Annotated in this window: 15 protein-coding genes; 6 read left to right on the top strand and 9 right to left on the bottom strand. The window is 75.2% G+C overall.

What is annotated here, in order from left to right; translation table 11 throughout:
- Window positions 1–54 precede the first annotated feature (54 nt).
- The 5 genes from ACFVVA_RS41515 to ACFVVA_RS41495 all read right to left on the bottom strand — a co-directional run bounded on the left by ACFVVA_RS41515 (window position 55) and on the right by ACFVVA_RS41495 (window position 4174).
- A complete protein-coding gene (locus ACFVVA_RS41515; protein ID WP_387695893.1) occupies window positions 55–393 on the bottom strand; it encodes a hypothetical protein in 339 nt (112 codons plus the stop codon).
- A gap of 104 nt (window positions 394–497) precedes the next feature.
- On the bottom strand, window positions 498–662 hold the full coding sequence (locus ACFVVA_RS41510) for a hypothetical protein (RefSeq protein ID WP_359908824.1): 165 nt from the start codon (window positions 660–662) through the stop codon (window positions 498–500).
- A gap of 185 nt (window positions 663–847) precedes the next feature.
- Window positions 848–2062, bottom strand: a complete 1215-nt coding sequence (locus ACFVVA_RS41505) for a cytochrome P450 (protein WP_387695892.1) — start codon at window positions 2060–2062, stop codon at window positions 848–850.
- Between the two features lie 111 nt (window positions 2063–2173).
- On the bottom strand, window positions 2174–2389 hold the full coding sequence (locus tag ACFVVA_RS41500; RefSeq protein WP_387695891.1) for a ferredoxin: 216 nt from the start codon (window positions 2387–2389) through the stop codon (window positions 2174–2176).
- Between the two features lie 240 nt (window positions 2390–2629).
- Window positions 2630–4174, bottom strand: coding sequence for an ATP-dependent DNA ligase (locus ACFVVA_RS41495; protein WP_387695890.1), 1545 nt, complete (start codon window positions 4172–4174; stop codon window positions 2630–2632).
- A 291-nt stretch (window positions 4175–4465) separates the two neighbouring features.
- Here ACFVVA_RS41495 and ACFVVA_RS41490 point away from each other — a divergent pair, with 291 nt between their 5' ends.
- From ACFVVA_RS41490 to ACFVVA_RS41480, 3 genes are all read left to right on the top strand, one after another.
- Window positions 4466–4945 (top strand): GNAT family N-acetyltransferase, encoded by a 480-nt coding sequence (locus ACFVVA_RS41490; protein WP_387695889.1) that lies wholly within the window; start codon window positions 4466–4468, stop codon window positions 4943–4945.
- 115 nt (window positions 4946–5060) lie between these two features.
- Window positions 5061–6059: a CAP domain-containing protein gene (locus ACFVVA_RS41485; protein WP_387695888.1), complete on the top strand. Its 999-nt coding sequence runs from the start codon at window positions 5061–5063 to the stop codon at window positions 6057–6059.
- 164 nt (window positions 6060–6223) lie between these two features.
- On the top strand, window positions 6224–7798 hold the full coding sequence (locus tag ACFVVA_RS41480; RefSeq protein ID WP_387695887.1) for a sigma-70 family RNA polymerase sigma factor: 1575 nt from the start codon (window positions 6224–6226) through the stop codon (window positions 7796–7798).
- A 51-nt stretch (window positions 7799–7849) separates the two neighbouring features.
- On the opposite strand, the gene ACFVVA_RS41475 is transcribed toward ACFVVA_RS41480, so the two are convergent.
- Together ACFVVA_RS41475 and ACFVVA_RS41470 are read right to left on the bottom strand one after the other, a co-directional pair.
- Entirely contained in the window at window positions 7850–8086 is a 237-nt protein-coding gene (locus ACFVVA_RS41475) for a hypothetical protein (protein ID WP_359908806.1), read from the bottom strand.
- 234 nt (window positions 8087–8320) lie between these two features.
- Complete coding sequence (locus tag ACFVVA_RS41470) at window positions 8321–9835, bottom strand: M1 family metallopeptidase (protein WP_387695886.1); 1515 nt, start codon at window positions 9833–9835, stop codon at window positions 8321–8323.
- 356 nt (window positions 9836–10191) lie between these two features.
- Here ACFVVA_RS41470 and ACFVVA_RS41465 point away from each other — a divergent pair, with 356 nt between their 5' ends.
- Window positions 10192–11109 carry a carbohydrate kinase gene (locus ACFVVA_RS41465; RefSeq protein ID WP_387695885.1) on the top strand — a complete coding sequence of 306 codons (918 nt, stop codon included), beginning with the start codon at window positions 10192–10194 and terminating at the stop codon, window positions 11107–11109.
- A 15-nt stretch (window positions 11110–11124) separates the two neighbouring features.
- Here the strand turns inward: ACFVVA_RS41465 and ACFVVA_RS41460 are convergent, their stop codons facing one another.
- Entirely contained in the window at window positions 11125–11655 is a 531-nt protein-coding gene (locus ACFVVA_RS41460) for a GNAT family N-acetyltransferase (protein ID WP_387695884.1), read from the bottom strand.
- A 223-nt stretch (window positions 11656–11878) separates the two neighbouring features.
- Here ACFVVA_RS41460 and ACFVVA_RS41455 point away from each other — a divergent pair, with 223 nt between their 5' ends.
- A complete protein-coding gene (locus ACFVVA_RS41455) occupies window positions 11879–12934 on the top strand; it encodes a polysaccharide deacetylase family protein (protein ID WP_387695883.1) in 1056 nt (351 codons plus the stop codon).
- Between the two features lie 25 nt (window positions 12935–12959).
- Here ACFVVA_RS41455 and ACFVVA_RS41450 read toward each other — a convergent pair whose 3' ends face one another.
- On the bottom strand, window positions 12960–13391 hold the full coding sequence (locus tag ACFVVA_RS41450) for a YchJ family metal-binding protein (protein ID WP_359908792.1): 432 nt from the start codon (window positions 13389–13391) through the stop codon (window positions 12960–12962).
- A gap of 375 nt (window positions 13392–13766) precedes the next feature.
- Here ACFVVA_RS41450 and ACFVVA_RS41445 point away from each other — a divergent pair, with 375 nt between their 5' ends.
- Complete coding sequence (locus ACFVVA_RS41445; RefSeq protein WP_049657125.1) at window positions 13767–14096, top strand: hypothetical protein; 330 nt, start codon at window positions 13767–13769, stop codon at window positions 14094–14096.
- Window positions 14097–14152: the final 56 nt, after the last annotated feature.

The raw sequence follows: 14152 nt of genomic DNA, 5'->3' as shown, positions 1-14152 counted from the left end.
GGACTGGTCCCGGGCGCGCCGTCCTGCTCCTCGCCGGAGCTGCCGCGGAGGTTCCTAGGGCTTCGGCGGAGCCGGGGCACCCGCGCCCCGGCCGGCCTTGACGCCGTTCACCATCGCCTGGTGGACCGCCCGCGCGGTGCTCTCGTCGCCCGCCGGCACCGGACTGCCGGCGACCGTGTACCAGTCCAGCGCGCCGGTGTACTGGACGGTCAGCCTCGCCTCGCCGTCCACCCAGGTGGTGTGCACGGTGAGGTCGCCGGAGATGGGGCCGACCTCGGTGGTGGTCACCCCACCGGGGCCGCTGATGATCGATTGGGTGGTCCAGGTCGCCCACGACGTGCGCGGGTCCGCGGACGGCCGGGCCTGGCGGTTGCCTTGGTCGTGTTCGGTCATGCGCCTATCCTCCCCCGCGGGTGGCCCGCCGCCGGAGCAGCGACACCCGCGGTCGCGGCGACCGCCCGGTCCCACCGGGCGGTCGAGTCGGTACGGCGGACGATTCAGTCGGGTTGGCCGGGTTCGTCCAGCATGGGGGCGCCCTCCGCCCTGGAGGTGTCCTGCGCGTGCAGGTTCTGCATCGAGGGGATGCCCTCCTCGGGGTCCGCGGCGCGGACGTCCTCGTCGTCCTCGGTGCTCACCTTGGACCGGTCGCTCATGTCGGTCATCGCGGGCTCCGTCTCCTCGGCCGGTCCCGGCGCGCCGGGTCGCGGGCGCGGCAGGACCGGAGGTGTCTCTTCGCCCCTCCAGCCTGCCTCCGCCCCGGCGCCGGGGCCAGCCGGGTGACCCGGCGAGCCTCCGCGGAGCTCACCGGGACCTGCCCGGACCTCACCCGCCCGACCTCACCCGGTCGTCACCAGGTGACGGGCAGTGACCGCATGCCGTAGATGAACGAGTCGGGGCGGAACGCCAGCTCGTCGCGGGGGACGGTCAGCCGCAGCCTGGGCAGCCGCCGGAACAGCGTGGCCAGCGCGATCTGCAGCTCGGCGCGGGCGAGCGGCTGGCCGAGGCACTGGTGCACGCCGAAGCCGAAGGCCAGGTGCCGCCGGGCGTCCCGGTCCAGGTCCAGCTCGTCGACCGGCAGCCGGTCGGCGCCGCCGAACACCTCCTCGTCCCGGTTGGCGGTGGAGAGCATCGCGATCACGCCCTCCCCGGCGCGGACCGTGGTGCCGCCCAGTTCCACGTCCTCCAGCGCCACCCGGGCCACCCCGGTGTGGACGATGGTGAGGTGGCGCAGCAGCTCCTCCACCGCGCCGGGCAGGGCGGCCGGGTCGGCCAGCCTGGCGATCTGCTCGGGCCGGTCCAGCAGCAGGGCGGTGGAGAGCGAGATCATGTTCGCGGTCGTCTCGTGCCCGGCGACCAGCAGCAGGATGCCGGTGCTGGCGACCTCGCGCGGGGTGAGGTCGTCCCGGGCGGCGAGCCGGCTGATGATGTCGTCCCGCGGCTCCGTCCGCTTGCGGGCGGTCAGTTCCTCCAGGTAGTCCAGCATCTCGTCCCGGGCCGCCAGGCGCCGCTCGATCGTGCTGGCGTTGCTGAGCAGCGTTTGGCTGATGCCCTGGAAGAACTCGTGCTCCTCGTACGGGACTCCGAGCAGCAGGCAGATCACCAGGGAGGGGACGGGCAGCGCGAAGTCGGCGACCAGGTCGGCCTCGGTGCGGCCACCGGTCATGGTGTCCAGCGCCTCGTCCACGATCCGCTGGATGTCCGGGCGCATCGCCTGGACCCGTTTGACCAGGAAGTCCCCGGTGACCATGCGGCGCAGCCGGGCGTGCTCGGGGTCGTCGAGGTTCAGGAAGCTCGGGGTCTTGGAGATCTGCTCCCGGTCGCCGGTGATCAGCAGCGGGAAGGACGGGTGGCGGATGTCGGCGCTGAACCGGCGGTCGGACAGGACGGTGCGGACCTCGGCGTAGCCGGTGGCCAGCCAGCAGGGCTCGCCGCCGGGCAGGTCGGCCCGGGTCAGCGGTGCGGCGGCGGCGGCCTCGGTGTACGCGGGCGGCGGGCCGAACGGGCAGCCGGCGGAGTGCTGGGCCGGAAGTGGGACGGCGGGGACGATGGGCGTGCTCGTCAAGGCGGGGTCTCCTTGCGTCGCGATGGTTCTCCGGTGGGGGTGGTGTGGTGATCGGACGTCCGTCAGGGGGCCGGCGCGGTGTCCGGGACGGCCCGGCCTCGGCCTCCCGGCCTACTCGGCCGGTGCGGACCCGTCCTCGACCACGGTGATCGCGCCGCCCGGGCAGAGCTGGGCGGCCAGTCTGAGATCGTCGAACTGGTCCGGCCGGAAAGAGGTCTGACGGAGTATCACCAGGCTGTCGTGGTCGTCCTGGTCGAAGACCTCGGGAACGTTCGTGACGCACATCCCGGAGCTGCAGCAGCGGTCCCGGTCGACATTCACCCGCATGGTCGGGCACCTCTCGCCAGTGCGCCGCCGGCTGCCCGGCGGCCGCCTCTCGTTGTCATTGCCAACCTAACCGGCGCTGCTCCGTCCACGGAGGGCGCGGTGGCCGGATCACCGAGAATGGCCGATTCGGCTCCCGTCGGAGCCTCCGGGCGGTGAACCAGGTTTGAATTGACGCCGTGGTGACAGTTGCGCGTCCCGCAGTCACCGTCCTCCCCCGAGCCGGCCCGGATCCGGCCCGGCTCACAGCCCCTCGGCGGCGGCGATCTCCCGTACGGTCGCGACGGTGTCGGCCTCGTCGGCGCTCTTGTCCGGCCGGTAGCGCACCACCCGGGCGAACCGCAGGGTGAGACCGGCCGGATAGCGGGAGCTGCGCTGCACCCCGTCGAAGGCGATCTCGACGACCAGTTCCGGTCGGACCCGCACCGTCCAGGCGTCCCGCCCGGTCTCCCGGGCCAGCAGTTCGGCGGTCTGCCGGGCGAGCGTCTCGTCGGTCAGGCCCTTGAAGGTCTTGCCGAGCATCACCCACGGGCCCAGCCCCGGTTCGCCCGCCGCCCGGGCGCCCAGGTGCAGATTGCTGAGGAAGCCGCGCCGCCGCCCGCTGCCCCACTCGGCGGCCAGCACCACCAGGTCCAGGGTGTGCCGGGGCTTGACCTTGATCCAGCCCGCGCCGCGCCGCCCGGCCGCGTACGGGGCCGCCGGATCCTTCACCAGCACGCCCTCGTGGCCGAGCGCCAGCGTCTCCCGGAAGAAGGCCAGCGCCCGATCGCGGTCCCCGGTCTCGACGCGGGCCGGCCGCAGGCCGTCCGGCACCGCCTCGGCCAGCGCCGCCCAGCGCTCCCGGCCGGGACGGTCCACCAGGTCCTCGCCGTCCCGGTGCAGCAGGTCGAAGAAGTAGGCGTCGAGCGGGACTTCGGCACGCAGCCGGTCCGGCTCCCGCCGGGAGGCGGTGCGCGCGGCGGTCTCCTGGAACGGGCGCGGCCGGCCGTCCGGGCCGAGCGCGATCGCCTCACCGTCCAGCACCGCCGAGCGCAGCGGCAGCGCCAGCGCGGTCTCGGCCACCTCGGGGACGCGGGCGGTGATGTCCTCCAGGCCGCGGGTGAACACCGCGACCTCCCCGCCCTCCCGGTGCACCTGCACCCGGACGCCGTCCAGCTTCCACTCCACCGCGGCCGGGCCGGTGCGCTCCAGCGCGGTGGCCACGTCCGGTGCCGAGGCGGCCAGCATCGGCCGCACCGCCCGTCCCACCTCCAGCCGGAACGCCGCGAGCGCCGGCTGCCCACCGGTCAGCGCCGCCTGCGCCACCGCGCGGGCCGACCCCCGGAACATCAACGCCCGCCGCACCGCCGCCGCCGACACCCCGGCCGCCCGCGCCACGGCGTCCCCCACCACCGCGTCCAGCGCCCCGTGCCGCAGGTCCCCGACCAGCACCGCCCGCAGGAACCCCTGCTCCACGGCGGTCGCCCGAGCGAACAGCCCGTGCAACAAGCGCCGCCGCTCCGCCTGGGCCCCCGTCCCGTGCACCCCCGCGATCAGCTCCAGCTCCCGCTCCACCTCCCGGACCCCGAGCGAGGCCTCCGCCGCCGGCTGCGGCAGCCCCCGCAGCGCCGCGGGCCCGATCCCGGTCCGCAGCCGCTGCGACTCCCCGGACAGCAGGGCGACCGCCGCCGCCCCCTCCACCGGCCCCAGGCCCCGCAGACAACCGGCCAACAACTCCGTCTTCGCCCGCCGTCCGGCCTCCGCCGCCACCTCCCGCGACACCGACGCCAGCCGCAGCAACCCCGCCACAGCACCACCTCCACCCCCCTCAGCATCCGCCCCGGCCGCCGGCCCCGCACCACGGCCGGCGTCCCGCGCCGCCCGCTACCTCCACTTCCCGGGCAAGGAGGAGCCGTTCCGGGCGGGGCCACGACCCCCGCCCCTCCCGCCGCCCCTCCCGCGCGGCACTGAGCGCCCGTCGCCGCAAGGCGCCGCGATGGCGCGGGGGGCGGGTGCTCTTGGCCGGGCCGGTGATCGGCGACGGGGCGACGGGGCGTCATGCTGAGGGCCCGCACCACCTTCCGAGTGATGGAGACCGAGATGAGCGACACCCCCACGACCCGCTGGAGCGTCGGCGTGCCCGAGGCCGGTGACTTCGAGGCCTGGCGCGAACTGTTCCGTGGGTACGGCGAGTTCTACCGGGTCCCGGTTCCGGAGGAGAAGGCCGAGCTGGTCTGGTCCTGGCTGATGGACCCGGGGCACGAGGTGGCGGGGCTCCTGGTGCGGGACGGCGACGGTAGGCCGGTCGGCCTCGCGCACTACCGGCCGTTCGCGCGACCTCTGCACGGGGCCGTCGGCTGTTTCCTGGACGATCTGTTCGTGGCGCCCGAGGTCCGGGGCGGCGGTGCGGTGGACGCGCTGTTGGGCCGGCTGCGGGAAATCGCGGCGGAACGCGGCTGGAACACCGTCCGCTGGATCACCTCCGAGGACAATTACCGGGCCCGCGGAAAATACGACAAGGTCGCCGTCCGGACCAGGTTCCTCACCTACGACATGGCCCCGGAGGCACCGGTCGGCTGAGGCCGCGGCCCGACCGCCGGACATTCGTTCGGAGTTTCTGTTATCGGCGCCCGGCCGGGAGGTCTCCCATGTGTCGACACCCGACCAGTCGACCCGGAACAGAAAGCGTGGCCACGTGAACAGCGACGACAGGACGACCATCCTCCCGGCGAGCGGAGGCGGCGCCGGCAGCGACAGCGGGAGTGGAACCGGCGGCCGCTCCGGCGGCCGGGCGGCACGGCGGGCTGCCGAGCGGCACACCGGGCGCGGCCGGCGGGCGCGTCGGCGCGGCGGGATCGTGCCGGTCACCGCGGTCGTCGCGGCCGTGGCGGGCACCGGGCTGTTCGCCGCGCTGGCCGGCGCGGGCTACGCGGCGTACGGCGGCAAGCAGACCGACCGGGACACGGCGGGCCGGTCGCTCTCCGCCGACATGCTGATCTCCGCGGAGCTGGGCACGCGCGAGGGCATCCAGGTGCCCGGCGCCGGCGGGACGAACCCGGACGTCCTTCCCCCGGCCGCCCCCACCCCCACCGCCACCGACCCGGCGGCCGTTCCGAGCACCTCGCTCACGCCGACCACGACCGCTCCGGCCTCCCCGGCGGCCGCGGCCACCGCCGCCCCGAACGCCGCGCCCACCCCCACGGCCTCCGCGCCCAAGGAGGCCTCGAACGCCGCCCGGGCCGCCACGGGCGGCTTCCCGTTCCCGCCCAAGCGGCCCACCGCGGCCCCGCCAGCGGGCGGCGGCGCGGCTCCGTCGTACGCCCAGCAGGTCGTGGACCTGGTCAACGTCGAGCGCGGCAAGGCCGGCTGCGGGCCGGTCAGCGCCGAGCCCCGGCTGGCGAGCGCAGCCCAGGCGCACAGCGACGACATGGCCAACCGCAACTACTTCGACCACGCCAGCCCCGAGGGGTACCACGCCGACCACCGGATCGAGGCGGCCGGCTACAGCTGGAGCACCTGGGGCGAGAACATCGCCCGCGGCCAGAAGGACCCGGCCGACGTGATGAAGTCCTGGATGAACAGCCCCGGCCACCGGGCCAACATCCTCAACTGCTCGTTCAAGCAGCTCGGCGTGGGCGTGCGGACCGGCGCCAACGGTCCGTGGTGGACCCAGGTGTTCGCGTCCCCGGAGTGAACCGGCCTGGCCCGGCCTGGCCTGGCCCGGTCCGGGCTCCGGCTCGGGCCGAGTAGTCCGGACCGATTTTCCGATTCCGTGCACATTGTTGTTATCTGATCACTCCACACGGGTCTCCGAGGAGGCAGCGGCGGACGGATACACGGCAAGACGGAGTGCGGACCATGAACGCTGATGTGCAGAACAGGACCGGGACCACCCTGGTGCTAGCGGCGCAGGCAGGTGACCGGCAGGCCCAGGAGGCGCTGGTCGCCGCCTGGCTGCCGCTCGTCTACAACGTGGCCGGTCGCGCCCTCGGCGGCCACGCCGACGTGGACGACGTCGCGCAGGAGACCATGATCCGCGCCCTGGACGGCCTGGACGGGCTCCGCGACCCCGAGTCCTTCCGGTCCTGGCTGGTCGCCATCACCATGAACCAGGTGCGCCGCCGGCACGCCGCCGGCCAGCAGCAGCCGACCGTCGGCGGGCTGGACGAGACCTGGGAGGTCGCCGACCCCCGGGCCGACTTCACGGACCTCACCATCCTGCGCCTCGGCCTGTCCGGCCAGCGCCGCGAGGTGGCCGAGGCCACCCGCTGGCTGGACCCGGACGACCGGGAACTGCTCGCCCTCTGGTGGCTGGAGGCCGCCGGCGAACTGACCCGGGCCGAACTCGCCGACGCCCTCGACCTGAGCCCGCAGCACACCGCCGTGCGCGTACAGCGGATGAAGAAGCAGCTCGAAGCGGGCCGCATCGTCGTCCGCGCGCTCTGCGCCTACCCTCGCTGCCCCGGACTGACCGAGCTCACCGCGGGCTTCGACGGCACCCCGAACTCGGTCTGGCGCAAGCGCATAGCCCGCCACATCCGCGACTGCGCCGACTGCGACGGCCTCGGCCGGGACCTCTTCCCGGCGGAGGGACTGCTGGCCGGCCTCGCCCTGGTGCCGATCCCGCTCGACTGGCCCGTGCTGCTGCACTTCCAGCACACCGCGGCCGCCGTCGTCTCCTCGGCGGCCGCCACCGGAACGGGAGCCTCCACCGGAGCGGGGGCCGGGGCTCACGCCGGCGCCGGGGCGCATGCGGGAGGGCACGGCGGCTGGGCCGGCACCGCGGCCCGCAAGGCCGTTCTGGCGAGCGGGGCGGCCGCGGCGGTCGCGGTGACCACCCTGGCCCTGGTCTGGCCGCAGGCCGAACCCCCGCAGCCGACGGCACCCGAGCCCACCGCTCCGGCCGCGGCGCCGGACACCCCGACAGCCGCCGCCGCTGCTGTCGTCCCCGAGCCGACCCCGCTGCCCGCGGAGAGCCCGACGGCGACGGCGACGCCCGCACCGACGCCCACCGCGACCCGCACCGCCGCCGCGACACCGCAGCCCAACCCGGAACGCCAGCTGGTGGACCTGGTCAACGCCGAACGCGCCAGGGCCGGTTGCGCCCCGCTGCGGATCGACCCCCGGCTGCACGGCACGGCCCAGAAGCACGCGGACGACATGGCCACCCGCGGCTTCTTCGACCACGTCAACCCGGAGGGCGTCCGCACCGAGGCCCGGATCACCGCCGCCGGCTACCGCTGGTCCCAGTGGGGCGAGAACCTCGACCGGGGCCCGACCACCCCGGCCGCCGTCTTCGCCCGCTGGATGGACGGCGGAATCCACCAGTCCAACATGCTCGACTGCGGATTCAAGGACATCGGCGTCGGCTTCGCCACCAGCTCCGCCGGCACCCCCTACTGGACCCAGGACCTCGGAGCCCCGATGTCCTGAATCGTGACCGTGACCGTGACCGGGGCGGTGGGCTCCGGCGCCGGCGCCGGACTACGCGGGCGTGGCCGCCACCAGGCCGTTCGCCGACCCGGTCACATAGCCGGTGGCGTCCCCGAGGACGCCGCCCGCGTCACCGACCTGCCCGGGCACCACGTCCGGAGCGCTGCTCAGCGGCCCGGGCAGTCCCTCCTGCCCGCCCACGGCACTGGCGTGCGCACTCGGCGCGGTGAGGGAGGCCACGACACCAACGGCGAGCGAGGCAACGGCGAGCATGCTGCGCTTCTTCATGGCCGGTCCAACGACGCTGCGCCGGAAGGGTTACGGCCCGGACCCGCCGCGGGCCCGCGGCAGGGGTGTCCGGAAGCGTTGGACGGCCCGCGAACCGACCGGGACTCTGCCGGGCGGCGGGCGGGCCGTGGGAACCACCATGGCCCCACCCGCCCCTGCCGGTCAGGGGCGCGTACGGTGCGACCGGACGCACGGCGGCGCGCCGGGCGTGCACCAGCAGCCCCAGCCGCGCCGTCAGAGCGTTCCGGAGCCCCGCGCCACCCCGGGCCCGCCCGCCCCTGCGGCCCCACGCTCCCAGGCCGAGGGCCCGGGAACCGCCACCCAGTCCGGATGCCCCGGCATCGGCGGCGTCCGCAGCCCGTACAGCCAGTCGTGGAGGAAGCCGCGCAGGTCCTGCCCGGACACCGCGGAGGCCGTCCGCACGTAGTCCTCGGTGGTCGCGTTCCCGTACCGGTGGGCGCCCAGGAAGGTGCGCTCGATCCGGTCGAAGGCCTCCGCCCCGACCTTCTCCCGCAGCGCGAACAGCACCAGCGCGCCGCCGGTGTACCGCTGGCTGTCGAAGAGGTCGGCGGCGGTGGGGGAGGCGACCGGCCCGGAGTCGTGCCGCCACTGGTCGCCCAGCCCGTAGACGTGGCGCATCCGGTCGACCAGCGTGGTGTGGCCCCAGGCGTCCGGCCACCCGCGCTCGTAGCGGTACATCAGCCCGTAGAAGTCGGCGTGGCCCTCGTTGAGCCAGAGGTCGGACCACCGGGCGGGGGAGACGCTGTTGCCGAACCAGGAGTGGACCAGCTCGTGCATCATGTGCGAGCCGATCGCCGGCTCCGCCTGCCGCAGGAAGTCCGGCTTGTACAGGGTGAGCGTCTGGGTCTCCAGACCGGTGAAGGCGAACGCGGCCGGGTCGTCCGAGTCGACCGGCAGGATCCCGTACACCTCGAACGGGAACCGCCCCAGGTGGGCTTCCGCCCACGCGAGCTGACCGGGGGTGAGGGCGAGCGCGGGCTCCAGCTCGGCGGCGCGGGCGGTCGGCACGACGTCGCGCAGGGGCAGGCCGTGCGGGCCGGTGCGCTCACGCACGGTGTAGTCGCCGACCGAGACCTGGACCAGTTCGGTGGCCATCGGCTCACGGGAGACGTACCGGCGGGTGGTGCGGCCGTCGCCCAGCCGCTCGGTGGCCGTCAACTCGCCGTTGGCCACGCCGAGGAGAGCGTCCGGGGCGGTCACCGTGATGGTGAACCGGGCCTTGTCGCCCGGGTGGTCGTTGCACGGGAAGACGGTGTGCGCGCTGTTGGGCTGGCCGGCCACCGCGAAGCCGTCCGGGGTGGGGACCCAGCCGGTGTGCGGCAGCGCGGCACGGGGATCGGCGCTGTACTCGACGGTGAGCCGGGTGACGGCGCCCGGCAGGAACGGCCCGGCCGGGGTGACCGTCAGCTTCTCGTCGTGGGCCGCGAAGTCCGCCGGCCGTCCGTCGACCCGGACGCCGCGCACGGTCAGCCCGAGCGCGTCCAGCTCCAGCCGGGCGAGGGCGCGGTCCGGCCGTACGGTGATCACGGCCGTGCCGTCCACCGTCCTGGTCCCGGCCCGGTACTCGAAGGCCAGGTCGTACCCGAGCGCCCGGTACCCGGTGTTCCCGAGCGAGGGGAAGACCGGATCGCCCGGCCCGTCGGCGGCGCCGGCCGTCGGCACGCTCGCGGAGAGCAGGACCGCGCTGAGCACGAGCGAGGGGAGCAGACCGGCGCGGGGCCTGAACAAGGGTGATCACCGCACTTCACGAGACTTCACGAGCGGGAGCGGGGGCGAGGACGGGATCCGCCGGAACGGGGAGCCCGGCCACGGACGGATGCTAGTGGACTGCCGCAGGGGCCCGGGCGCGATCGGTGCGCTTCGACGACACACCGTGGTCCCCCGGACGGCCCAGGGTGATGGCGCGGCCGCCGCACGCGGTCTACCGTGAGGAGTGCATCGTCCCCTGACGGACGATCCACGGCCGTCGGAAAACCTGGCCAGGTCCGGCGGCCGTACTCTCTTGCCCCGGCACCGCGTGCCCGGCCGCACCCCGTAGGCTGGCGGCTCTGACGACGCCCGCGTACCGGATGCCAGGAGCCGCCGTGACCAGCCCAGCTTCACCCGTTCTGGTGATCGGCGAGTGCGTGGCCGACATCGTCCGATCGGGTGCGGAGCCGGACCGGGTATACCCCGGCGGCAGCCCCGCGAACGTCGCCTACGGCCTGGCCCGGCTGGGCCGCCCGGCCGTGCTGCTCACCGAACTGGGGCCGGACGCCAACGGCCGGCTGATCCGGCGGCACCTGGAGTCGGCGGGTGTGCGGGTGCGGGCGGCCGAGGTCGCCCGGACGCCCTCGGCGATGGTGGAGCTGGACGGGCAGGGGCGGGCCCGCTACACCTTCGACATCCGCTGGACGCTCCCGCCGACCGACCTCGCCGAGCCGCCCGCCGCGATCCACCTCGGCTCGATCGCCGCGTTCACCGAGCCCGGCGCGGGCTCGGTGCTGGCGCTGGTCGAGCGCTGGCGCGGGCGGGCGCGGATCAGCTACGACCCGAACGTGCGCCCGGCGCTGATGGGCGACCGGGCCGAGTCCGTCCGCCGGGTCGAGCGCTGGGTGGCGCTGAGCGACCTGGTCAAGGCCAGCGACGAGGACCTCGCCTGGCTCTACCCGGGCGAGCGGCCCGAGGCGGTCGCCGAGCGCTGGCTGGCCCTCGGCCCGGCCGTGGTCGCGGTCACCCTCGGGGCCGAGGGCGCGTTCGCCCGCACCGCCGAGGGCGGACACGCCGAGGCCGCGGCCCTCCCGGTGCCGGTCGCCGACACCGTGGGTGCCGGCGACTCCTTCATGGCCGCCTTCCTGCACGCCCGCACGGCCGGCGCCGACCTCGCGGTCTGCCTCACCCACGGGGTGACGGCGGCCGCGCAGACCGTCGCCCGCCCGGGCGCCAACCCGCCCTCGGCGGCCGAACTCGCGGCCGCCCTGATGGACGGGCCGCCGTCCCACGCCCCGGCGAGTGCCGGCTAGCCGGGCCCAACCCGCCTACCGCGCAAGGGCGGTGAGGTCCTTCCCGTACCAGACCTCGGCGTACGGGCCGCTGCTGTAGGCGGGGATCTCCCGGTACCCGTTCCTCAGGTAGAGCGCGCGGGCCTCGGTCAGGTCGAGGCGGGTGTCGAGGACGATCCGGTCCGCACCCAGGGAGCGGGCGGCCCGGTCGACGGCGGCCAGCAGTTCGGCGCCGCCGCCGGTGCCGCGCAGGCCGGGGCGGACGAAGACGCGGGTGAGTTCGGCGGTGGTGGCGTCGAGCCGTCGCAGGCCGGCGCAGGAGTGGGCGACGCCGTTGTGACGGCCGATCAGGAAGAGGCCGTCCGGGGCGGCGAGGTCGTCGCTGGGGGAGCCGGCCAGGCCGGACTCCAGCTCCTCGGGGGTGCCCTCCCGGTCGAAGTGCAGGCGGTAGTAGCGGTTGGCCACGTCGTAGTAGTACTCGCGCAGCAGGTCCAGGGCCTCGGGGGCGGTCACGTCGGCGGTGGCGACGGTCCAGGGGGCGGAGCTGCGGGGCGCGGTGTCGGTCATGCGCGCATGATCCACTTCATGGCGCTGCCCCCGCAATCGGTTTTCCCGGCGGCCCGGCCCGGCCTGAACCGCCCCGCTCCACCCCGACCGCCCTGGTCCACCCCGGCCGTCCGTCCGGTCGGCCGCCGCCCGGGCAAAGGAACGGCAAGGCTCCGGTGCGTCGTTGCCCCGCGCGGGTGACGTGGGGATTGGCGGTGGTGCGCGGCGGGGGAGCAGTGCAGCTATGAACAGACCATCAGGTTGTCGTATTAGTGGGGATCTGAGGGGGAATCAGCAGCGCCGGAGCGGCGTACGGACCCGCCTGCTGGCCACCGTCTGCCTCTCCGCCGTCCTCGCCGGCTGCGCCGGTCCGGCCGCTCCCGCCCGACCGAAGCCCGCCCCGGCCGCCGACGCGAACGCGGCGCCCGCCGCCGAAGCCGCCGCGGCTCCGGAAGGTGCCGCAGCGGCACAGGCCGCCGAGGGCCCCGCCCGCGCGGGCGCCCCGCCCGTGGAGCGGCCGCAGCTGCCGGGCCTGGCCCGCAAGGAGGAGCAGAGCGGCAGCGAGGCCACGGCCCGTCAGGAGGTCGCCGCCCGCACCGCGGTGGAGACCGCGCAGCGCTGGGGCCTGGAACGCCCGCCCCTGAAGGCCCCGCCGCGCCCGGCGACCAGGCCCGCGCTCACCCCGGTGCAGGGCGTCACGCTCGCGGACGGCCGCCCGCCCGTCGTCTACCGGGTCCCGACCGACGACAAGGTGGTCTTCCTGACCGTCGACGACGGCGCCGAGAAGGACCCAGAGTTCTCCCGGATGGCCCAGGAGTTGGGCATCCCGCTCAGCACGTACGTCTCGGACTACCTCGCCCGCGAGAACTACGGCTACTTCCGGGACCTGCACGCCCAGGGCGTGGAGATCAACAACCACACGATCAACCACCGCAACCTGAAGGTGCTGGACTACGAGACCCAGCGCCAGGAGATCTGCAACCAGCAGGACCAGCTGGAGCAGCAGATCGGCGTCCGCCCCCGGCTGTTCCGGCCGCCGTACGGCGAGTACAACGACGACACCCTGCGCGCCGCGGCCTCCTGCGGGGTGGAAGCGGTGCCGCTCTGGAACGAGGAGGCCTTCCCGGACCACATGGAATGGCGCTACGACGACCAGCGGCTGCATCCGGGCGACATCATCCTGACCCACTTCCGGGGCACCGACATCTGGAAGGCCTCCATGCCGGACCTGCTGCGCAAGGTCGTCAACGACGTCACCGCGCAGGGCTTCGCCCTGGCCCGGCTGGACGACTACCTGTAGCACCTGTCGGCCGGGGCCGGGTGGCTCAGCCGAGCGAGAGGGCGTCGAGGTACACCCAGGCGCCCTCGTGCCGCACGAAGCGGCTGTTCTCGGTGAGCACGCCCTCCTCGCCGCCCTCGGTCCAGTGCGCCCGGAAGGCGACCGTGCCCTGGGCGTGGAACGCGCCGCCCTCGGTGGTGGCGACCACCTCCAGCGCGGTCCAGCGCAGCCCCGGGTCGAAGTCGACCTCCGCGGGCCGGGTGTCCGGGTGCCAGGTGCGCAGCAGGTACGCCTCGTCCTGCGCGGCGAAGGCGCTGAACCGGGAGCGCATCAGGGACTCGGCGGTGGTGGCCGTCGACTGGCCCCGGTGCAGCCGGCCGCAGCAGTCGCCGTAGCCGGCCGAGAGGCCGCACGGACAGGGGGAGGAGGGCAGCAGCCGCGGCGCGGCGGCGCGGGGAGCGGAACGACGTCGGGACATGCCGTCCATTGTCCCCCACGCGTCGGACGGCTCCCCGGCCGCCCCGCGCACGGCGGGAACGGGCCCGCCCCCGGGCGCACCGGGGGCGGGCCCGTCCGTGTCACCCGGAGGTCCGTCCCCGTGGACCGGCCGGCCCTTCGCCGCGGGCTCCACCGTCCGGCAAGAATCGCGCGGGTTGTGGCGAGCCGCCCGCCACCTGCTGTTCGTCGCTGATAGTAGTTGCCTGGTCGCGGAGCGATCCCCGTCAGGAGCCCGTCCCCGCAGGCTTCTCCGGCGGGCCGCCTTACAACGTACGGAGCGGTCATGGGTGGCAGACAGCGTCCGCCGAGAGTGCGGACCCCTCGCCGGGGCAGGCCCGCCGGCGCCAGCCCCCGGGTGAACTCCCGGGCGGAGTTCGCCCGCATCGAGGGCTTCCTGGCCTGGGAGGCGGAGGTCGCGGCGGCCGAGCGGGACGCCCGCGCGTTCGCCGCGCAGTTCCCGTGGCTGCCGGCGGCGGAGCGGGAGAGCCTCGAACAGGCCTACGCCGCCGATCGGTTGCGCTACGCCGAGGAGGTCGTCGACCGCGCGGTCGAGCGCTGCCGCCGGCTGGCCGCCCGGTACCGCGTCGAGTGCCGCCGGATCTGCGCCCGCTGGGCGGCGCTCTGCCTCTCCGTCACCGTGACGGCGGCGCTGTTCGCCGTCGTCCCGGCCGTTCTGCGCGGCTGAGCGGACCGGGCCCGCCGCCGGCGGGCCCGGGCACGACGAGGGCCCGCCGCACCGCC

The sequence above is a fragment of the Kitasatospora sp. NPDC058048 genome (genome assembly GCF_042885555.1).
Taxonomy (GTDB): domain Bacteria; phylum Actinomycetota; class Actinomycetes; order Streptomycetales; family Streptomycetaceae; genus Kitasatospora; species Kitasatospora lactacystinica.
The sequence above is the reverse complement of the archived record's forward strand: the minus strand, read 5'-3'. Positions and strand labels throughout refer to the sequence as shown.

Bases quoted from the DNA above. Each gene is read 5' to 3' on its own strand.
- ACFVVA_RS41455 (WP_387695883.1), top strand. From the start codon at position 11,879: ATGAACAGACCATCAGGTTGTCGTATTAGTGGGGATCTGAGGGGGAAT.
- ACFVVA_RS41450 (WP_359908792.1), bottom strand. From the start codon at position 13,391: ATGTCCCGACGTCGTTCCGCTCCCCGCGCCGCCGCGCCGCGGCTGCTG.
- ACFVVA_RS41515 (WP_387695893.1), bottom strand. From the start codon at position 393: ATGACCGAACACGACCAAGGCAACCGCCAGGCCCGGCCGTCCGCGGAC.
- ACFVVA_RS41460 (WP_387695884.1), bottom strand. From the start codon at position 11,655: ATGACCGACACCGCGCCCCGCAGCTCCGCCCCCTGGACCGTCGCCACC.
- ACFVVA_RS41480 (WP_387695887.1), top strand. From the start codon at position 6,224: ATGAACGCTGATGTGCAGAACAGGACCGGGACCACCCTGGTGCTAGCG.
- ACFVVA_RS41500 (WP_387695891.1), bottom strand. From the start codon at position 2,389: ATGCGGGTGAATGTCGACCGGGACCGCTGCTGCAGCTCCGGGATGTGC.
- ACFVVA_RS41475 (WP_359908806.1), bottom strand. From the start codon at position 8,086: ATGAAGAAGCGCAGCATGCTCGCCGTTGCCTCGCTCGCCGTTGGTGTC.
- ACFVVA_RS41490 (WP_387695889.1), top strand. From the start codon at position 4,466: ATGAGCGACACCCCCACGACCCGCTGGAGCGTCGGCGTGCCCGAGGCC.
- ACFVVA_RS41510 (WP_359908824.1), bottom strand. From the start codon at position 662: ATGACCGACATGAGCGACCGGTCCAAGGTGAGCACCGAGGACGACGAG.